This is a genomic window from Bradyrhizobium sp. AZCC 1678 (assembly GCF_036924765.1).
Lineage (GTDB): Bacteria > Pseudomonadota > Alphaproteobacteria > Rhizobiales > Xanthobacteraceae > Bradyrhizobium > Bradyrhizobium algeriense.
The window spans coordinates 1,182,574-1,201,304 of sequence record NZ_JAZHSE010000001.1 but is presented as its reverse complement, the minus strand read 5'-3'; the positions used below and the strand labels follow the sequence as shown (position 1 = coordinate 1,201,304).

Genomic DNA, 18,731 nt, shown 5'->3' with positions numbered 1-18,731 from the left:
TCGCTGTGACGTGCCACTGACGTCATACCGAGGTCTGAACCATGTCTTCCACCATCGCCACGCGGCAGCGCCGCTACTGGCTTGCCTCCAGTTTCCTGATACCTGTCGCATCGCTCGGCATTTCCGGCGCGCAGGCGCAGCAGACGCCATCCGAGCAATTGCCGCCGATCGAGATCACCTCGCCCACCGACCCGAACCGGACCCGCGCCAAACCGACCTACGATGAAGCATCGACCTCGCGCCGCGTCGTACCAGCGGCTGCGCCGTCGACCGGCACGCGGCCCGCGGCAGGGACCGGCACCGCATCGCAAAGCGTTTCGCAAGGCGCGGGCGGCAGCGGCGGCCGTCAGTTCTCAGGCATCGTCGGCACGGCGTCGACGGTTATTACTGCCGAAGAGATCGCGCATTCGCCGGCCCAAACGTTGCAGGAAATCATCGCGCAAACGCCCGGCGTGCAGCTGACCAGCCTCTTTGGCGGCGTCAACGGCGCCAAGACGTCGGTCGACCTGCGCGGCTTCGGCGCGTTCGCGACCTCAAATACCCTGGTGCTCATCAACGGCCGACGTCTCAACGACATCGACATGGCCGGCGTCGATCTCTCGACCATTCCGCGCGATTCGATCGAGCGTATCGAAATCACGCGCGGCAACAGCGGCGCGGTGCTCTACGGCGACAATGCCGTCGGCGGTGTCATCAATATCGTCCTGAAGAACGGCGTCAGCGGCCCGCCGGTCGCCATGCGCGCAGAGGCCGGAGTCGGCTCCTTCAACCAGCGTATGGCCTCGGTCTCGACGGCGCTGAATTCGGGACCATGGTCGACGTCATTCTACGGCAACGCCATCAAGTCCGACGGTTACCGGGTCAACAACGCGCTCGATCAGCGCAATGGGGTCGGCAATCTCAATTACACCACACCCGACCTCAAGGCCTTCCTTACGGTGACCGGCGACGACCAGAAGCTCGGTTTTCCGGGCGGACGCACCGTCGATCCTTCGATCGGGCTAAATCAACTCGTCACCGATCGCAGGGGCACAAATACGCCGTTCGATTACGGCAACCAGCAGGGCGCCAGCGCGACCGCCGGCTTCACCAAGACCCTGTGGGACGGCGCCGAACTGATCGTCGATGGCGGCGTCAGAGACAAGAAAACGCAAAGCGGATTCTTCGGCGCGATACCGTTTGCGTCGCCATTTCCGAGCTTCTCCTCCACCTATAACGACGCATCATTGCAGACCTGGTCGATCACGCCACGATTGAGCATCAAGAACTCGATCCTCGGGGTGCCCTCACAGATCCTGACCGGTATCGATTATTACGATGCGACGTTCCGCCAGGACCGCGGGGCGTTCAAGGGCCTTGCGCCGACCCACATCTACGATCTGTCGCAGCAGACGCTGGCCGGTTACTGGCAGCACACGGTAGGCCTGTTGCCGACGACTGATTTCTCCTATGGCGCCAGGATTCAAAACACCAGCCTGAGCGCCCGGGATCGGTTCGACGCCAACGCGCCCGGTTGCGCCATGTTCTTTAATTGCAGCGATCAAGCCTCCCCGCTGGACAGCAACGAGACCCAGTACGCCTTGCACGTCGGGCTCGAGCACCGGCTCAACAACACATTCTCGCTGTTTGGCCGCGCCGCGCGCGCGTTCCGTACTCCGACCGTCGATGAACGCGTCTCCAGCGGCCCTTTCTTCGTTCCGGGGACCTTTCAGCTGAAAACCCAGACCTCGCACGACATCGAAGGCGGCTTCCGCGTCAAGGCCGGCGCATTCCAGATGCAATCGAGCATCTACGGTATGGACCTCGAGAACGAGATCCATTTCATCCCGGCGCTGTTCTTCAACGTGAACCTCGGTCCAACCCGCCGCTACGGCTCCGAGACCAGCGCGTCGCTGCGTGTCAGTGACAACCTGTCGCTGCGGGCGGGCGCGGCCTACACGCGTGCTGTCTTCCGCGAAGGGCCGTTCGCCGGCAACGACGTGCCACTGGTTTCCCGCTACACAGCCATGGGCGGCGTGACCTGGAACATCTGGCAGAACTACTTGGTATTCGACGCCACGCTGCGCGCCTGGAGCGAACGCACCATGGACAATGACCAGGCGAACACCCAGCGCCGCATCCCGGCCGACGCTACCGTCGATTTGAAGCTGAGTGGCGCTTATGAACACTTCTTCTGGTCGCTGAGCGTGAACAACCTGTTCGATGCGCTGTACTACGACTACGCGATCGCGAGCTCGTTTACGCCGGGCCGCTTCTCGGCCTATCCGCTTCCCGGCCGCACCTACATGGTGAAGGTCGGCGCGACGTTCTGACCGCAATAGCCGGTTCGGCGCCATGCCGAACCGGCTTGTCCTGACCTGACAAGACGGTATTCTCCTTGCGCCTATTGCCCGGGAGAATGTTTTTTCATGCCTGCCCCGCTTCCGTTCCGCAGGCGGCGATGAGCGCCGCAGCCATCGATCTCCTGCCGCGGGAGATATCCAATCCCGATACGCAATGGAGCCTCGGCACCTTCGGCGCCATCGCCGAATTTTCGCGTGCCCCTGACGAGCCGGTGCGCTTGAGCCAAACGCCTGAGGCCGTTTCGGCCGTGACGGCGCGCGGCGGCATTGCCCTCAAATCTCATCCCGCCATCCGCCCCTTCGCGTCGGAAGGCATCACCAGGACCGGGTGGAATCAACGGGTCGCGCTTTGCCTGCCGCGAGATGATTGCGCCATGCACCAGCGCATTGCGCTGACGGAGATCGGCCCTGATCACGAAGCGCCGCGTGAGGAAGACCGGAATTGCGTTCTGTTCGATCTGGGTTTCGGCGCGCTGCAGATCGATTGCTGTATTCGAATCGACGATCACAGCCTCGCCGCGCGATTGCGCGAACATGCCGGCCGCGCCGTGTTCGAGCCCGGCAATCCCGCCATGGCAATGATCCTCGCGGCCAATCCGCACCGCGTCTTCATCAGCCGGCTCGGCCGCATCGAGGTCTATCAGCCGATCCCGCCGCCCTTGGGCAAGAGCCCGGAGGGACCGCACACGCATGTGCTGCCGCGGCTCCTGCAAAGCCGGCGAACCCATCCCGCGACCGAGCCGGTGCCTCAGGGGTGGATTCCCTGCGCGCACCTCTATCCGCCGCATCCGGCACGGGACGGCCTGGGCGAGGCCCGGCCGTTCGACGCCACCCACCATCATGCCTTTCAGCGGATGATGGCCGCGTGCGGCGATCCCGCAGCCCTTGCGACCAAGCAGCGGGTGGTCGATGCGGTGCTTGCCGGCGAGCCGCCCACGGCGGTGGCCGGTGACCGCCACGGCCGGATCAGCGTCCGCATCGCATTGCGGCAGATGAAGTCGCAGGGCCATGCGTCGGCGGCGCTGAGCGCCTGGCTGGCGAGCTTCGATGCTGCGGCGCCCGACGAGGCCGACGACGACGCGGCCCTTCAAAATGAGGGCTGATTTGACAAGAAAGTGCGGCTTTTTCGACCGAAAATAACGTCCTCTACGCCCCGATCCGTGGTAAACCGCCGGCAGACCGCTCGACGATATCTGTCGTGATTTCAGAGGTATGACATGGACGATGAGCCGAAGAGCGCCGCCGAACTGAAGGAGATTCGGCTGAATCGCAAGCGCGCGCAGGAAGTCGAAGGCATCAAGGCGATGGCCGAGATCGCGGCCGCCGACATCGCGATCCGAAAGCGGACCGAGAAGCTGCGCGCGCTCCGTCTGGCAAAGGAAGCGGCCGAACGTGAAAACCCGCCGGAACCGGTGGTCAAAAGCAAGGCCAAGACCCGGGCCGCGAAAAGAGGTGTGACCTGAAATGACGAAAGAAGATCGTGATCGCGCCCAGGCCCGTGTGGACAAGGCGACAAAGGCCGCCCAGGACGCGAGATCCGGCAAGGCCGAACGCGACGCCAGCGCCAAGGCTGTGCTCGACAATATGGCGAAGCTGAAGGCGTTGCGTCTCGCGCGCGAGGCAGCCGAGCCGCAACGAGCTCCCGCCGCGAAGGCCGCAAGAAAGGCGCCCGCCAGCACCAAGCGCTCGAACGAGAAGCCGGTGGCCTTGTCCGACTGGCTGGCGAGCCAACAAAACGGCGGACGGCGAACCTGAGGTCGGACTCTTACGGGTGTCTCGTCATGCGGGCGTCTCGTCACGCCCGGACAAAAGCGCGAAGACGCGCTTCGCGCTTTTGCCGGGCCGAAACGAAAAGTCGGTCAGATATCCGCCGCGTTTACGCCGGCCCAGGCCAATCGATCATCGAACGCGTCTTGTTCTCGGCATCGTAGACCTGCACCTGAAGCATCTGGAACCTGTTCTTCAGGGCCATGCCCGCCTCTTCGGCGGCCTCGACTGTGTCGTGATGCGATTTGAAATGACCGTCCACCACCAGCGAGTAACCGGTGGTCGGCGCCTTGTCGGCGCGGATGGTTTTGCGCGGCTGCGGTTCTTCCGCCGCAGGGCGGGGCTTCTTCATGCTGGCTCCGTGTGAAGGCCCTTTTGGACTGAACGCCGCAAAAAGGGCAGGAAAGTTCTTGTGGCCGGCGCTAACATGCCGGCCCAACGCGATCGGATTGAGATCATGCCGATACTCCGAATCGGCAAGCAGAGCAACGTCGATTCATCCGACGAAAAAGGCATCAGATGGGCGGAACTGGCAGGAAGAACGAGCCTCCGAAGCCGGCGGACGACAAGCCGAAAAAGCCGGAACGTGCGCCGGTCGAGGACGAGGATTACGAGGACGGCGACATCGCCACGCCGAAGCGCGACCGCCACGGCAATGATGATGAGCCGTTGTAGCACAACAGCTGGAACTTCGTAGGGTGGGCAAAGCGCAAGCGTGCCCACCATTCGAGATGACGGTCGAGGATAGATGGTGGGCACGGCGCAAGAGCGCCTTTGCCGACCCTACGACTCACGCACCAAACCCCTCCCCCTCTATCACTCGAATACTCCCGACATCGAGCAGATGCGCACCAAATCCGCCACGCGCGAGTTTTATCGCTGACTTTGGCGAAGCCAGCAGCAAAGCTGCCGTCACCGCAAGCGGCACGGCGCTGATCCAATCTGATCGCATCGGCGTGAGTTCTTCGCTGCTGCCGGCATAGGGCGCGCTGTTCGCGCACAGACGCACGATTTCCCTGACGACGTCGGACCGCTTCCCACCGCGCGCGGCACATCCGAGCAGCGCCTGCATCGCCAGATGTGTGAGCACGCCCTCGCGGCTCTCCGGCAAGGGCGCAGGTGTCTCTCCGAGCGAGATCTGAAGCAGCAATCCAACCAGATCGATGCCGGAGCGATACGCGTTCATTGGCTCGACCAGACGCGGATTGCCATCGATCAGCAAAGGCGCGTCGCCATGATCCGGCATGATGTAGTCGATCGACAGCGCACCGTGCCAATCGAGCGCCTGTCCGACCTTTTCGAGATGCGCGCGCACGATGGGCCGCCTCACGCTCTGCTTGATCGCCTCGCCGCCGCCTGTGCCGGGCATGACCTGCCGATAGGCATGAAAGCCGATCATCTGGCCGCGGCAAAACACCGACTGCGCCTTCTCGGTCGTGCCCGCGACAAGGTCTTGCACCAAAATCTCGTCGGCAAGTGCATCGCCGGCGCCGAGATCGTGCAGCGGGCTTTCGAGATCGTCGGCATTGCGTATGAACCAGATGCCGCGGCTCGCGGTGCCGACCGACGTCTTGACGACGGCAGGAAATCGGACGGCTTCACGCAATTGCTGCGCCGACGTCACGATTTGCGTCGGCGGCTGCGGCAGTCCCAATCGATCGAGCAGCCGGCTGAAGCCTGCCTTGCTGTGCGCGGTACGGTAGCTCTCGAAGCTCGGCAGCGCGAGGCCGACGCAGCCTTCCATGCGCTGCCTCGCCCGGGCAAACAAAAATCCCTGCTCATGCGTCGGCAGCAGCACATCGAATTTCCCGTCGACCAGTCGCTGCTCGATGAAGGCCAGATAGCCGGCGGGGTCATCCCGCAGTCCGGGGCAACGGTGAAACTTCGCAACCAACCGCGAGAACCGTGAAAGGCACCACGGCGAGGGATCGCAGACCTCGATGTGGTGGCCCGAAAGACCCAGAATCGTAATCGCCTCCCGGGCCGAGGTAGAGGAACCTTCGGAGACGAGCACCCGGAGCGGTTTTGCGGGATCAGGCATGCCGGATCATTGCCGCGCCGGCCGCCTTTGTCTCCCGATTTAATGATGCAATCGGCGTGTCCCTGCCCTCCGCCGGGGCAGCCATGCAGCGGTATTCATGGACAAATAACGGCTGGACGATATTTTCGCCGCTGCCAGGAGCCTTTTTCGTTCCGATGGAATCGGAACGGGGCTCTAGATTTTTGATTTGACGCGTTTTCTTGACGCGAACCGGCTCCACTTCGCTGGAAAACGCTCCAGGGGCCGGAAGTGACACGGGATTTTGAGCTGACATGGTCGACATTCTGGCCGCACCGCAACAAGCCAAAGCGGACACTTCGCTGCGTACGCTCGCTGCGATTTCGGTCGCCCATTGGGTCAGCCATTTCCATCTCTTCGTGCTGCCGATGCTGTTTCCGTTCCTGAAAGAACAGCTCGGCGTCGGCTATATCGAGCTCGGTTTTGCGCTCACCGTGTTCGGCGTCGTCTCCGGCCTGACGCAGGCGCCGATCGGTTATCTCGCCGACCATATCGGCGCGCGAAAGGTCCTGCTGATCGGCCTCACCGTCGGCGGCCTGGCGCTGATCATGCTCGGCCTGCATCTGAGCTACGTCTCGCTGATCGTCTGCGCCGTGCTGCTTGGGCTCGCCAACAGCGTCTATCACCCGTGCGACTACGCGATCCTGTCGACGCATATGGACGAAGCGCGGATGGGCCGCGCGTTTTCGGTCCACACCTTTGCGGGCTTCCTTGGCGGCGCGGTGGCGCCCGCGATCATGGCCGCGCTGGTCGCAACCGTCGGCGGCCTCGGCGCCCTGATCGTGGCTGGCGCGGTCGGTCCCGTGGTGGCGCTGGCATTGATCATCGTCCGCATTCCCGATGCGAGCTCGGCTGATCGCAAGGAAGATGGCGCTGACGCGCCGAAGCAAAGCGTCATCGCGCCCGCGATCATCATGCTGACGTTCTTCTTCATGCTGCTCGGCCTCTCCAATGCAGGCATCAGCAATTTCGGCGTCGTCGCGCTGATGAGCGGCTATGGCGTGACCTTCTCGGCCGCCAATATCGCGCTGACAGCGTTTCTCGGCGCCAGTGCTGCCGGCGTGCTGGCCGGCGGCTATCTGGCCGACCGCACCACGCGCCACGGACAGGTCGCCGCCGCGTGCTTTGCAATCAACGCCGTCATCATCACGATCATTGCGACGATCAACCTGCCGTCGGCCGTGCTGACCGCCGCGATGGGGCTGGCCGGATTCCTCGGCGGCGTCATCGCACCATCCCGCGACATGCTGGTGCGCAACGCCGCTCCGGCAGGCGCGGCCGGACGGGCGTTCGGCATCGTCTCCACCGGCTTCAATTTCAGCGGCATCCTCAGCCCGTTGTTGTTCGGCTGGATCATGGACCAGAACATGCCGCATTGGGTGTTTGGCGCCTCCGTCGCCTTTATGGTCATGACGGTGCTGCTGGCGCTCGTGACTGACCGCAAGCCGCAGAGCCGGTCAGAGAGCTCGGTCAAGGACCTAACGCATTCCTGAGGCTCATCCCGGGCGGTTGACAGCATCAGGGGACGTCGGATGATGCGCCAACAAAAACCATAACCGGGATGGAAGCCATGACCTCGACCCCCGACCTCGTGATCCGCGGCGGCACCATTGCCGATGGCAAGGGTGGCGAATTGTTCGAAGCCGATGTGGCTATCTCCGGCGGCCGCATCACAGAAGTCGGCAAGGTTTCCGCGAAGGGCAAGGAAGAGATCGACGCCAAAGGCAAACTGGTTGCGCCGGGCTTCGTCGACGTCCACACCCATTATGACGGCCAGGTCACCTGGAGCCAGGACATCACGCCCTCGTCGCAGAACGGCGTGACGACAGCGATCATGGGCAATTGCGGCGTCGGTTTTGCGCCGTGTCGCCCGGCCGATCATTTCAGGTTGATCCAGTTGATGGAGGGCGTCGAGGATATTCCCGAGCCGGTGCTGAGCGCCGGCATTCCCTGGGCCTGGGAAAGCTTTCCGGATTACATGGGCTGGCTGTCGAAGCGGAATTTCGACATGGATATCGGCGCGCAACTGCCGCATGCGGCGCTACGCGTTTACGTGATGGGCGAGCGCGGCGCGCGCCGCGATCCCGCAACGCCTGAGGACAACAAGGCGATGGCGGCGCTCGCCGGAGACGCCGTGCGATCGGGCGCACTTGGCTTCTCGACCTCGCGCACCCTCAACCACCGCACCTCGACCGGCGACTACACACCGACGCTGAAAGCGGGCGAAGATGAATTGACCGCGATTGCGGCTGCGATGCACGGCGTCGGCCGCAGCGTGCTGCAATTCGTGCTCGACCAAAGCACCGTCGACGAAGATCTGCCGATGATGCTGCGGGTCGCTGAAAATACCAAATGCCCGATCTCGTTTTCTGTAGCCCAAGCCGACAAGGCGCCGCGACGCTGGCGCCAGACGATGGACACCATCAACGAAGCCACCGCCCGCGGCCTGTCGATCACGACACAGATTGCCGCGCGTCCCGTCGGGCTGCTGCTTGGGCTGGAATTGTCGCGCAATCCATTCCAGACCCATCCGAGCTACCGCGCGATCGCCAAGCTGCCCCTGGCTGAGCGGCTGACGCATTTGCGCCGGCCCGAAATGCGCGCCGCCATCCTGAGCGAGACGGCGACGGCGACCGACGATCCGCTGTTCTTCCGGCCAAACTACGACAAGATGTATCTGCTCGGTAATCCCCCGGACTACGAGCAGCCGCCGGAAAATGCGCTCGGCCCGCAAGCCCGCCGCCAGGGCCGGCAGCCGGAAGAGCTCGCCTACGACGCGATGCTCACCGACGACGGCCGCGGCATGCTCTATGTGCCGTTCCTCAATTATGCCGACGGCAATCTCGATGCCGTACATGAGATGCTGCGCGAACCCAGCGCCGTGCCGGGCCTCTCCGACGGCGGCGCGCATTGCGGCATCATCTGCGACGCCAGCTTCCCGACCTATCTGTTGACACACTGGACCCGCGACCGCAGCCGCGGCGAAAAACTTTCGATCCCGTTCGTGGTGGCGGCGCAGTCGCGCAAGACAGCACTGTCGGTCGGCCTCTACGACCGGGGTGTGATCGCGCCGGGCTTCAAGGCCGACGTCAACGTGATCGACTATGACCGCTTGCACCTGCATCCACCGAAAGTGCATTACGACCTGCCGGTCGGCGGCCGTCGCCTGATGCAGCAGGTCGACGGCTATGAGGCCACCATCGTCTCCGGCGTGGTGACGCAGCGCAGCGGCAAGGCGACGGGCGCCCGTCCCGGCAAGCTGGTGCGCGGCGCGCAGGGCTCAAAGCCGCAGTTCGACGCGGCGGCGAGTTGAGCTTCATCCTCCCCTGGAGGGGGAGGATCGGTTCGCATGAAATGCGAACCGAGGTGGGGTGACGGTGTTTCATCCCAGACGCTGTCGGACGCGGAGAGACCGTCACCCCTCCCCGCCGCTTCGCGTCGACCCTCCCCCTCCAGGGGAGGGTAAGCCTCACGCGAACTTCGGCTGCGCCGCCGCCTGGCGCATCAGCCTTGCGCGTTCCGTGTTCGGCCAGAGCAGCAACAGCCCGAGCAGCCCCGACGCTGCCATCACCACCGCATTGATGGTGAAGCCGGTCATGTAACCGTCGAGCGGCACCGCCGCATTCTGGATCACAACGCCCATCACGGAAGGGGCAATTATTCCCGCCAGCGTATAGATCGCGCCGTAGATCGCGAGCACGGCGCCGCGCTGCTGCACCGGCGTGAATTCGCCGAGCATCGGCGGGCAGACGACATAGATCGAACCGCAGAGCCCGGAGCCGACCACGAGGAATGCGATCTGCAGCCCCGCGCCGTTGACATGCGGCAGCGCCGCCAGGATCGACCCGCCGACGATCAGGGGCACTGACCCGAGCACGCCGCGAGCGCCGCGCGTGGTGTATCCGCGCGTCAGCATCACCTGCGAAATCCAGCCCGTCAGCAGCACGATAGTGGCGCCGAACACCCAGGGCAGCACAGAAACCCAGCCTGCATCCTGTTGCGAAAAGCCGAGCCCCTTGACGATGAAGGGCGTGAACCAGGTCAACCCGAGCGACAGCGCCCAATAAGCGCCGAAGGTCGCGGCGCAGCAGCCGATGAAGGTTCGCGAGGTCAGAAGCTGGAAGTAAGGTACGCGCTGGTCGCCAGCCGCCGTTGCGACCGTCTGCACCAGCGGCCCTTCCTTGCCCATCACCAGCCACGCCACCACCCACATCAGGCCGACGACGCCGAGCGCACCGAAGGCATAGTGCCAGCTATGATTGACGATGATCCAGTTCAGGGCGGGCACCGCGAGGATCACGCCGAACGCCGAGCCCTGCGAGAGAATCGCGGTGGGGAGCGTTCGCTTCTCGTCGGGAAACCACTTGTAGACTGCGTGCGCCGCCACCGCGAAGGCCGGCCCCTCGCCCGCGCCGAGGATGATGCGGCAGATCACGAGCGTGGTGAAACCGACGGTGCCGACCATCGGAAACTGCGCCACCGACCAGATCACCGCCATCGCGAGCAGCACCCAGCGGGTGTCGATGCGGTTGACGATGAACCCGACGACGATGGCCGAGATTGAAAACAGGATGAAGAACGAGGAGCCGAGGAAGCCGAACTGCTCCGGCGAGAGCTTCAGTTCGTCCATGATCGGCGCGCCGGCGAGGCCGACCACGATCTTGTCGGCAAAGTTCACCAGCATGAACAGGAACAACAGGAAGGTGATTGTCCATGCGCCCTTGGGCGTCGGCTGCGCGGTCATGGCTGGTTTCCCCGTTTACCTTTGCTGGCTCTTAGGATCGGCCGGTTCCAATGCTACAAGGGGGCTCGCGGGCAAGGCAACCCGGATTTTTCCGCGGATGCCGCTTGCGCAACTGCCGGCTGCTGCGGCAGGCGCGAGCCACAACCGGATCACGATCACGTCGCGGCGCGATTGAGGCGTGATCCGGGGCGTCCGCCCTGATATGTTGCATGCCATCACGTCGGGGATTTTCATGGTCAGATCGGTCCATCGTCGCGCATGACCAACGGCAATCCCAACGTGCTTCACGTGACCGGCCTGACCAAGAGCTACCGCACGGCCGGCGAAGAGGTCGCGGTGCTGCGCGGGGTGAACCTCTCGGTCGCCGCGGGCGAGAGCGTCGCGCTGACGGGTGAATCCGGTAGCGGCAAGAGCACGCTCCTGCACCTGATCGCAGGGCTCGATGCAGCCGATGCCGGCGAGATCAGGCTGGCCGATGCACAGGTCTGCGAACTCAACGATGCCGGACGCGCGGAATTGCGCCGCGACCGGCTCGGCCTGGTGTTTCAGCAATTCAACCTGATTCCGAGTCTCACGGTGGAAGACAATTTGGCTTTCCAGTCGCGCATTGCCGGCCGTCATGACGCGGCCTGGCACCGCGAACTGGTGGAGCGGCTCGGGCTCGGCAATTTCCTCAAACGCTATCCCGAGCAATTGTCCGGCGGCCAGCAACAACGCGTCGCGATCGGCCGGGCACTGGCGGTAAAGCCGCTGCTGCTGCTGGCAGACGAGCCTACCGGCAATCTCGACGAGGACACCGCCGACGAGGTGCTGGCGCTGGCGCGCGATCTGGTGGCGCGCAGCGGCTGCGGTTTTCTGATGGTGACCCACAGCGAACGGCTCGCCGCCACGCTCGACCGGAAGGTGAACCTCCATGCCGGGGTGATCGCGTGAAACGCGCGCTGTGGACGCTGGCCGTATTGCTGAGCCATTGGCGACGGCATCCGATGCAGCTTGCGACCCTGCTGATCGGATTGATCTCGGCGACCGCGCTGTGGAGCGGCGTTCAGGCGCTCAATCAGCAGGCGCGCACCTCCTACGATCGCGCCGCCGCCACGTTCGGCGGCACACGCACCGCCATGCTGGTCGCCCGCAGCGGCGCAAGCTTTCCGCAAGAACTCTTCGTCGATTTGCGCCGCGCCGGCTGGCCGGTCTCGCCGGTGCTCGAAGGCCGCATCCAGATCGAGGGACGGTCGTTCCGGCTGCTGGGCATCGAACCGGTGACGCTGCCCGCGGAAGTCGGCAACGCGCCTGCGATCGGCAGAGCCGATCTGCTATCCTTCATGACGCCGCCGGGCGCGATGCTGGTGGCGCCGGAAACGCTTTCCGATCTCAAGCTCGCGGAGGGCGCCCGCCCGGAGGCCAATGGCGGCGCGTTGCTGCCGCCGCTTCGCGTGCAGCCTAATCTCGTACCTGGCGTATTGGTCGTCGACATCGGCATCGCACAGAGCCTGTTGAAAATGCCGGATCAGCTTTCGCGCCTCCTGATCGGCAAGACGGCGGCCAGACGCGCAACCCTTGAAAGCATTGCCGGCGACAGGCTTCGCCTGATCGAACCCGATGCGGAGAGCGACCTCGAACGCCTCACCGACAGTTTTCACCTGAACCTGACCGCGTTCGGGTTGCTGTCATTCTTTGTCGGGCTCTTCATCGTCAATTCGGCGATCGGGCTTGCCTTCGAGCAGCGGCTGCCGGTGCTGCGCACGTTGCGCGCCTGCGGCGTCTCGGCGCGGATGCTCAACGCCGTGCTGGTGCTTGAGCTGGTGTCGCTGGCGCTGATCGCGGGGCTGATTGGCCTCGTGTGCGGCTACTTCATCGCCGGTGCGCTGCTGCCCGACGTCGCCGCATCGCTACGCGGACTTTATGGCGCGCAGATTCCGGGGCATCTGACGCTCAAGCCGCAATGGTGGATCGCGGGCATCGCCATCAGCATAGCCGGCGCGCTCGCGGCCGCCACCGCCAGCCTGACCAAGGCGCTGCGGCTGCCGCTGCTCGCCACCGCCCAGCCCTACGCGTGGCAACAGGCTCAGCGGCGCTGGCTGACCTACCAGAGCGCGCTGGCGCTCGCAGCGTTCGCGGCCGCGGCCGGTCTGCTCTGGTTCGGCGATTCCCTGATTTCGGGGTTTGCCGTGCTCGCGGCGCTGATGCTCGGCGCGGCGCTGATCCTGCCGATGTTTCTGGAATTCATGCTGTCGCTTGGTCAGCGCTATGCGCGAACCCCGGTCAGCGTCTGGTTCTGGGCCGACAGCCGTCAGCAGCTATCCGGGCTGTCGCTCGCCCTGATGGCGCTGTTGCTCGCACTATCCGTCAATGTCGGCGTCTCCACCATGGTCGAGAGTTTCAGCCGTACGTTCCTGGTCTGGCTCGACGGGCGGCTGGCGGCGGATGTCTATGTCAACGCCGCCAACGACGCCCAGGCAGCCGAGATCAAGGCGTGGCTGCGCGAGCGCCCCGAGGTCGAGGCGATCCTGCCCGGCGCCCGCGCCGACACGCAATTGGCGGGTGCGCCGATCGAGGTACTGGGCCTGCCCGATCACGCCACCTATCGCGACAACTGGCCGCTGCTGCAATCGGCCGACAATGCCTGGATCAAGCTTCGTCCCGGCAATGCGGCCCTCGTCAGCGAACAACTGGCGCGGCGCCTGCACCTTTCGGTCGGCGACCGCATCGAGGTGCCCGCGTCAGGCGGAAGCTGGGCACTCGACGTGGTCGGCATCTATGCTGATTATGGCAACCCCAAGGGCCAGATCGCGGTGAACTACGCCGCGCTGACGCGGCGCTTTCCTGAAATCCCGCTGACGCGCATGGGATTGCGGGTCGCCTCACCAAATATCCCGGCATTGATATCGGCACTGCAGGAAAAATTCGCGCTCGACGACCGCAATGTCGCCGATCAGGCGACGATGAAGGCGGAATCGACGCGGATCTTCAACCGCACCTTTGCGGTGACCGCCGCGCTGAACGCCTTCACGCTTGGGGTAGCCGGCATCGCGCTGTTGACGAGCCTGCTGACGCTTGCCAATTCCCGCCTGCCGCAACTGGCGCCGCTATGGGCGATCGGCATTACGCGGCGGCGGCTCGCGGCGATCGAGCTTCTCAAGACGATGTCGGTGGCGCTGATCACCACCATCTTCGCGCTTCCGCTCGGTCTCCTGGTCGCGTGGTGCCTGCTTGCGGTCGTCAACGTCAAGGCGTTCGGCTGGCGGTTGCCGTTCCATGTCTTTCCGCTGCAACTGCTGTGGCTGACAGGCGTGGCGATGGCGGCAGCGCTGGCCGCTGCGGCGCTTCCCGTCATCAGGCTGGCGCGCATGCAGCCGACGAGCCTGATCAGGATATTCGCCAATGAACGGTAGCGGCCCGATCACCCGCCGCGGCTTCATCGGTGGCACGCTGCTCGCAGGATTGGGCGGCAAGGCGCTCGCGCAGGGCTTCGCTGGACTTGGTGAAAGCGCGGAGGGGTTTGCGTCGGTCGTCCCCGGCAGGACGTTCGCATTTCCCGCCGACCACGGGCCACATCCGGAATTTCGCATCGAGTGGTGGTATGTGACGGCCAATCTCGCCGACGCGAATGGCACGGCCTATGGCGCGCAATGGACGTTGTTTCGCCAGGCAATCGCTGCCGGCGGCCCGCAGGAGGGCTGGGCCAACCAGCAAATCTGGATGGGCCATGCCGCCGTCACCCGCGCCGATACCCATCGCTTCGCTCAGACGTTCGCGCGCGGCGGGGTCGGCCAGGCCGGCGTCGACGCCAAGCCGTTTCACGCCTGGATCGATGCCTGGGAGATGCGCGGGCTCGATCCTGTCAACGACGACAATATCGCACCACTTGTGCTGAAAGCATCGGGCGCCGATTTCAGCTACGCGCTGCGCCTCGACGCGGAGCGGCCGCTGGTGCTGCAGGGCGACGGCGGCTACAGCCGCAAATCGCTGCGCGAACAAGCTTCGTATTATTACAGCCAGCCGCATTATACGGCGAAGGGCATTCTCACCATCGACGACAAGCCCGTCGACGTCACCGGGATGGCCTGGCTCGATCGTGAGTGGAGCAGCCAGCCGCTGGCCTCCGATCAAAGCGGATGGGACTGGCTCTCGCTGCATTTCAATACCGGCGATAAGCTGATGCTGTACCGGATGCGCCAGACCGACGGCCAGCATTATGGCTCCGGCAAATGGATCGCGCCCGACGGCACGGCCGAACAACTCGCCTCCGCCGATATCATGATGACACCGCTGAGCTTCACCGAGATCGAGAAACGGAAGATTCCGACGACATGGCGTATCGCCATTCCAAAGAAGGCGCTGTCGATTGAATGCACGCCGCTCAATCCGAGAAGCTGGATGGGGACGAGCTTTCCCTATTGGGAAGGCCCGATCCGCTTTGCCGGCAGCCATTCCGGGGTGGGCTATCTGGAAATGACGGGCTATTAGGCGCTCGCACGAAACAGGGGAATTTCAGCGATGTATCATCTCACCGCGCTCGTCACCTTGCTGGCGGTCCTGGTCTACTTCTACTCGTCCATCCTGGTGTCGCGGGCGCGCGGCAAGTTCGGCGTCAAGCTGCCGGCCATTTCGGGCAATCCGGATTTCGAGCGCGTGTTTCGCGCGCAGATGAACACGCTGGAATGGCTGCCGATCTTCCTGCCGTCGCTGTGGCTGTTCGCAATCTATATCGGCGATGGCATCGCGGCCGCCATCGGGCTGGTCTGGGCGATCGGCCGGATTCTCTACGTGCTCGGCTACGCCAGGGCGGTCAAGGACCGCAGCCTGGGTTTTGCGATCCAGGCGCTGGCGACGATCGCGCTGTGGGTCGGCGCGTTCGGCGCGATCGTCTGGCGGCTGGTGCAGGCGTGAGACCGAAACACGCCGTCATTGCCTGCGACAAACGCGAAGCGTTTGCGCAAGGGAGCGAAGCGACGAAGCAATCCATTCTTTCTTAGTCGTCCGTGAAGAATCGGGATTTCAGGCTGGGCTGAGCCGCAATTTGAGGCTGAGCCGAGAGAGGATTTCGAACAGCAGAAAGCTCAGCCACCGGATGAGGCGGCGGAAGTTGTAGCCGACGGCGGCCATGACGGCATTGGTGGCATCGCCCTGGCGATGCCAGAGGTAATTGCGGCCCATGCGGTGCTCGGATTTGAGATGGCCGATGACCGGCTCGACGGCGGAACGCCGTCGGAGCTCGCGCTTGATCTGTGGTGTCACCCGCCGCTTCTGTCCTGAGATGAACACCCTGAACTTGTAATCGGGCGGGGCGTTGTGGCCGCGATAGCCCTTGTCGAGGAGCGCGCGCTCGATGGTGTTGCCGATCAGCTCCTCCATCTCGGGGATGACGGTTGCAAGTGTATGGCCGTCATAGGGGTTGCCGGGCAGCGCCTTCACATGGGTCACGAACTGCCCACCCTTGGCGTGCGCCAGCGTGGTGGCGACCGAGACCTTGACGCCGAACTCGTAAGGTCGGTGCGCCTTGCCCTTGCCGATGCATTCCACCTCCGGCGCGTGCAGCGAGTAGACCTTCGGTCCACGCTGGTGCTGCTTCTGCTCAAGCACGCGTCGCGCCCGTGCCAGCATGCGCTCCAACACGATCCCACCGAGCAAGTCGGCGTTGCCACCAAGTTTGCGGCCGATGTCGCGGATGATACGGCCGAGATAGGTTTTGAGCTTCTTCAAGGCTTTGTTGGCGCGCTTGAACTGCTTGGCGTGGGCATAACGCTGGTGCTTGATCAGCGCGAACTTGCCCACTCTGGCATAGGATTGGCGCAGCTTGACACCATATCGTTTCGCCAGCCGGACCAGGATCTCGCGGGCGCGGTTCAGCAGCCTGGCATCGGTCGGGAACATCACGTTCTTGGGCTGCACCGTCGTGTCGATGATGACCCGATTAAGATCGGCCGGTTTGATCGCCTCGGTCTTGCTGGCCACCGCAAGGCTCTCCTGCAGCAAGGCCTGCAACTTCTCCTCGCCCATGCGTTGCCGCCAGCGCGTCAGCGAGGAGCGGTCGAACATCAGGCGGTGCTGGAAGAACTCCTCGCCGCAGAAGAACTGGTAATAGGGGTTCTCCACCCAGCGCTCGCACAGCACTTCATCGGAGAGGTCGTAGGTGTGCTTGAGGATCGCAAGCCCCGCCATCAGCCGCGTCGGCAATGCCGGCCGGCCGGGCTTGTCCTCGTAGACCGCTCCGAATTTCTGCTCGAGGAAGGGCCAGTCGATCGTCCGCGCCAGCTTCACCAGCGGGTGGCCCATATCGATGATCGCGTCCAGCCGCGAGCGCAGAAGGTCGCTCTGTCCCGTCTCTCGTCGTTCCTTTGGCCGCATCGTCCCCTCCGATGCCACCAAGAGAATCACGACCCCCGATTCGAGGGAAACCAAAAAAACAAAATTGCAAGCTTTCCCGCTATCAAGCCCCAAAAGCTGGCAATCTCAAAAGCCGCCGAGCCAGGAAAATCGACTCCCTCTCAACGGCTTGGGAAATTTTTCACGGCCGACTTCTTAGTATCGAGAGATGGATTGCTTCGCTGCGCTCGCAATGACGACGGTAGCGCCGCCTACTTCACCAGCGGGCAGCCGGAATCCTTCGCCGCCGGAAATGCCTTGTCGCCGGGCACGACCGCAAGCTGCTTGTAGTAATCCCACGGCTTCTTCGACTCCGTCGGCTTCTTGACCTCGAACAGATAGAGGTCGTGCACCATGCGGCCGTTTTCCAGCACCTTGCCGCCTTGCGCGAAGTCGTCGTCCACCGGAAGCTCCTTCAGCTTCTTCGCCACCGCCTCGGTGTCCTTGGTGCCTGCCGCCTTGACCGCCTTCAGATATTGCAGCGTCGCCGAATAGGTGCCGGCCTGGATCATGTTCGGCATGCGGCCGGTACGCTTGAAGAAGCGTTCGGCGAGGTTGCGGCTCTTGGCGTCGCGGTCCCAGTAATAGCCTTCCGTCAGCACCAGGCCTTGGGCGGCCTCAAGCCCGAGGCCATGGACTTCGGCCAGCGTCAGCAGCAGGCCGGCAAGCTTCTGGCCGCTCTTGACGATGCCGAATTCCGCCGCCTGCTTGATCGAGTTGGTGGTGTCGAGACCGGCATTTGCGAGACCGATGATCTTGGCTTTCGAGCTCTGCGCCTGCAGCAGGAACGACGAGAAGTCCGACGAGTTCAGGGGAATGCGGACCGCGCCCAGCACCTTGCCGCCCTTGGCCCTGACGAAATCGCCGGTGTCTTTTTCCAACGCGTGGCCGAACGCGTAGTCCGCGGTCATGAAGAACCAGCTGTCGCCGCCGGACTCCACCAGCGCGCCGCCCGTGCCATAGGCCAGCGCGTGCGTGTCGTAGGCCCAGTGGAATCCATAGGGCTGGCAGGCATCGCCGGTGAGGCGCGAGGTCGCCGCACCCACGACGATGTCGATCTTCTTCATCTGCCTGGAGAGATCGTGGATCGCAAGCGCGACCGAGGACGTCGTCAGCTCCGTGATCATGTCGACGCCTTCGACTTCATACCAGCGCCGCGCAATGGCGGTGCCGAGATCCGGCTTGTTCTGGTGATCGGCGGAGACGATCTCGATCTTGTGGCCCAGCACCTCGCCGCCGAAATCCTCGATCGCCATCTTGGCGGCCTCGAACGACCACTTGCCGCCGTAATCGGCGTAGACCCCGGACTGATCGTTCAGAACACCGATCTTGACGCCCTGCGCCGATGCCGGCGCGGCGAGCAAAACACCACCCACCGCAACGGCGGCTAACAATCCCGACTTCATTTTTTTCTCCCGGAATTTTTTGTCAGAGGAACCCGGCAACACTATTC

The 18,731-nt window shown here is 63.9% G+C and carries 17 protein-coding genes; 11 read left to right on the top strand and 6 right to left on the bottom strand.

The window, feature by feature from the left end:
- Positions 1–41: 41 nt before the first annotated feature.
- The 4 genes from V1294_RS05615 to V1294_RS05600 all read left to right on the top strand — a co-directional run bounded on the left by V1294_RS05615 (position 42) and on the right by V1294_RS05600 (position 4,097).
- Positions 42–2,312, top strand: coding sequence for a TonB-dependent receptor (locus V1294_RS05615; protein WP_334495697.1), 2,271 nt, complete (start codon positions 42–44; stop codon positions 2,310–2,312).
- Between the two features lie 128 nt (positions 2,313–2,440).
- A complete protein-coding gene (locus V1294_RS05610) occupies positions 2,441–3,445 on the top strand; it encodes a DUF6925 family protein (RefSeq protein ID WP_334495695.1) in 1,005 nt (334 codons plus the stop codon).
- A 114-nt stretch (positions 3,446–3,559) separates the two neighbouring features.
- Positions 3,560–3,805, top strand: coding sequence for a transcriptional regulator (locus tag V1294_RS05605; protein ID WP_334495693.1), 246 nt, complete (start codon positions 3,560–3,562; stop codon positions 3,803–3,805).
- Between the two features lies 1 nt (position 3,806).
- Positions 3,807–4,097 carry a hypothetical protein gene (locus V1294_RS05600; RefSeq protein ID WP_334488575.1) on the top strand — a complete coding sequence of 97 codons (291 nt, stop codon included), beginning with the start codon at positions 3,807–3,809 and terminating at the stop codon, positions 4,095–4,097.
- Positions 4,098–4,218: 121 nt separating this feature from the next.
- Here the strand turns inward: V1294_RS05600 and V1294_RS05595 are convergent, their stop codons facing one another.
- The gene (locus V1294_RS05595) at positions 4,219–4,461 is read right to left on the bottom strand and encodes a hypothetical protein (protein ID WP_334488572.1); all 243 of its coding nucleotides are present in this window, start codon (positions 4,459–4,461) and stop codon (positions 4,219–4,221) included.
- 167 nt (positions 4,462–4,628) lie between these two features.
- Between V1294_RS05595 and V1294_RS05590 the strand changes: the two genes are divergently transcribed.
- Complete coding sequence (locus V1294_RS05590) at positions 4,629–4,784, top strand: hypothetical protein (protein ID WP_334488569.1); 156 nt, start codon at positions 4,629–4,631, stop codon at positions 4,782–4,784.
- Positions 4,785–4,899: 115 nt separating this feature from the next.
- On the opposite strand, the gene V1294_RS05585 is transcribed toward V1294_RS05590, so the two are convergent.
- A complete protein-coding gene (locus V1294_RS05585; RefSeq protein ID WP_334495691.1) occupies positions 4,900–6,150 on the bottom strand; it encodes a hypothetical protein in 1,251 nt (416 codons plus the stop codon).
- The gene (locus tag V1294_RS05580) at positions 6,143–6,433 is read right to left on the bottom strand and encodes a hypothetical protein (protein ID WP_334495689.1); all 291 of its coding nucleotides are present in this window, start codon (positions 6,431–6,433) and stop codon (positions 6,143–6,145) included. Before V1294_RS05580 ends, V1294_RS05585 begins: the two co-directional genes overlap by 8 nt.
- Here V1294_RS05580 and V1294_RS05575 point away from each other — a divergent pair.
- Both V1294_RS05575 and V1294_RS05570 read left to right on the top strand, forming a co-directional pair.
- Complete coding sequence (locus tag V1294_RS05575; RefSeq protein WP_334495687.1) at positions 6,423–7,661, top strand: MFS transporter; 1,239 nt, start codon at positions 6,423–6,425, stop codon at positions 7,659–7,661. The genes V1294_RS05580 and V1294_RS05575 overlap by 11 nt on opposite strands.
- Positions 7,662–7,738: 77 nt before the next feature.
- Entirely contained in the window at positions 7,739–9,481 is a 1,743-nt protein-coding gene (locus V1294_RS05570; protein ID WP_334495685.1) for an N-acyl-D-amino-acid deacylase family protein, read from the top strand.
- Between the two features lie 156 nt (positions 9,482–9,637).
- Here the strand turns inward: V1294_RS05570 and V1294_RS05565 are convergent, their stop codons facing one another.
- Positions 9,638–10,912 carry an MFS transporter gene (locus tag V1294_RS05565; RefSeq protein ID WP_334495683.1) on the bottom strand — a complete coding sequence of 425 codons (1,275 nt, stop codon included), beginning with the start codon at positions 10,910–10,912 and terminating at the stop codon, positions 9,638–9,640.
- A gap of 258 nt (positions 10,913–11,170) precedes the next feature.
- Here V1294_RS05565 and V1294_RS05560 point away from each other — a divergent pair, with 258 nt between their 5' ends.
- The 4 genes from V1294_RS05560 to V1294_RS05545 are packed head-to-tail and all read left to right on the top strand — an operon-like array spanning position 11,171 to position 15,802.
- Positions 11,171–11,845: an ABC transporter ATP-binding protein gene (locus V1294_RS05560; protein WP_334495680.1), complete on the top strand. Its 675-nt coding sequence runs from the start codon at positions 11,171–11,173 to the stop codon at positions 11,843–11,845.
- Positions 11,842–14,304: an ABC transporter permease gene (locus V1294_RS05555; RefSeq protein WP_334495678.1), complete on the top strand. Its 2,463-nt coding sequence runs from the start codon at positions 11,842–11,844 to the stop codon at positions 14,302–14,304. Before V1294_RS05560 ends, V1294_RS05555 begins: the two co-directional genes overlap by 4 nt.
- The gene (locus V1294_RS05550) at positions 14,294–15,379 is read left to right on the top strand and encodes a lipocalin-like domain-containing protein (RefSeq protein ID WP_334495676.1); all 1,086 of its coding nucleotides are present in this window, start codon (positions 14,294–14,296) and stop codon (positions 15,377–15,379) included. The genes V1294_RS05555 and V1294_RS05550 overlap by 11 nt, the downstream gene beginning before the upstream one ends.
- A gap of 30 nt (positions 15,380–15,409) precedes the next feature.
- Positions 15,410–15,802: an MAPEG family protein gene (locus tag V1294_RS05545; protein ID WP_334495675.1), complete on the top strand. Its 393-nt coding sequence runs from the start codon at positions 15,410–15,412 to the stop codon at positions 15,800–15,802.
- 108 nt (positions 15,803–15,910) lie between these two features.
- On the opposite strand, the gene V1294_RS05540 is transcribed toward V1294_RS05545, so the two are convergent.
- Both V1294_RS05540 and V1294_RS05535 read right to left on the bottom strand, forming a co-directional pair.
- Positions 15,911–17,260 (bottom strand): IS5 family transposase, encoded by a 1,350-nt coding sequence (locus V1294_RS05540; protein ID WP_334495671.1) that lies wholly within the window; start codon positions 17,258–17,260, stop codon positions 15,911–15,913.
- A gap of 230 nt (positions 17,261–17,490) precedes the next feature.
- Positions 17,491–18,684 (bottom strand): ABC transporter substrate-binding protein, encoded by a 1,194-nt coding sequence (locus V1294_RS05535; RefSeq protein WP_334495670.1) that lies wholly within the window; start codon positions 18,682–18,684, stop codon positions 17,491–17,493.
- Between the last annotated feature and the right edge of the window lie 47 nt (positions 18,685–18,731).

What these genes read in the sequence shown, in the direction of transcription:
- V1294_RS05575 (WP_334495687.1), top strand. Translation starts at nt 6,423, where the DNA reads ATGGTCGACATTCTGGCCGCACCGCAACAAGCCAAAGCGGACACTTCG.
- V1294_RS05560 (WP_334495680.1), top strand. Translation starts at nt 11,171, where the DNA reads ATGACCAACGGCAATCCCAACGTGCTTCACGTGACCGGCCTGACCAAG.
- V1294_RS05535 (WP_334495670.1), bottom strand. Translation starts at nt 18,684, where the DNA reads ATGAAGTCGGGATTGTTAGCCGCCGTTGCGGTGGGTGGTGTTTTGCTC.
- V1294_RS05540 (WP_334495671.1), bottom strand. Translation starts at nt 17,260, where the DNA reads ATGCGGCCAAAGGAACGACGAGAGACGGGACAGAGCGACCTTCTGCGC.
- V1294_RS05565 (WP_334495683.1), bottom strand. Translation starts at nt 10,912, where the DNA reads ATGACCGCGCAGCCGACGCCCAAGGGCGCATGGACAATCACCTTCCTG.
- V1294_RS05610 (WP_334495695.1), top strand. Translation starts at nt 2,441, where the DNA reads ATGAGCGCCGCAGCCATCGATCTCCTGCCGCGGGAGATATCCAATCCC.
- V1294_RS05570 (WP_334495685.1), top strand. Translation starts at nt 7,739, where the DNA reads ATGACCTCGACCCCCGACCTCGTGATCCGCGGCGGCACCATTGCCGAT.
- V1294_RS05585 (WP_334495691.1), bottom strand. Translation starts at nt 6,150, where the DNA reads ATGCCTGATCCCGCAAAACCGCTCCGGGTGCTCGTCTCCGAAGGTTCC.
- V1294_RS05615 (WP_334495697.1), top strand. Translation starts at nt 42, where the DNA reads ATGTCTTCCACCATCGCCACGCGGCAGCGCCGCTACTGGCTTGCCTCC.
- V1294_RS05580 (WP_334495689.1), bottom strand. Translation starts at nt 6,433, where the DNA reads ATGTCGACCATGTCAGCTCAAAATCCCGTGTCACTTCCGGCCCCTGGA.
- V1294_RS05600 (WP_334488575.1), top strand. Translation starts at nt 3,807, where the DNA reads ATGACGAAAGAAGATCGTGATCGCGCCCAGGCCCGTGTGGACAAGGCG.
- V1294_RS05545 (WP_334495675.1), top strand. Translation starts at nt 15,410, where the DNA reads ATGTATCATCTCACCGCGCTCGTCACCTTGCTGGCGGTCCTGGTCTAC.
- V1294_RS05550 (WP_334495676.1), top strand. Translation starts at nt 14,294, where the DNA reads ATGAACGGTAGCGGCCCGATCACCCGCCGCGGCTTCATCGGTGGCACG.
- V1294_RS05605 (WP_334495693.1), top strand. Translation starts at nt 3,560, where the DNA reads ATGGACGATGAGCCGAAGAGCGCCGCCGAACTGAAGGAGATTCGGCTG.
- V1294_RS05590 (WP_334488569.1), top strand. Translation starts at nt 4,629, where the DNA reads ATGGGCGGAACTGGCAGGAAGAACGAGCCTCCGAAGCCGGCGGACGAC.
- V1294_RS05595 (WP_334488572.1), bottom strand. Translation starts at nt 4,461, where the DNA reads ATGAAGAAGCCCCGCCCTGCGGCGGAAGAACCGCAGCCGCGCAAAACC.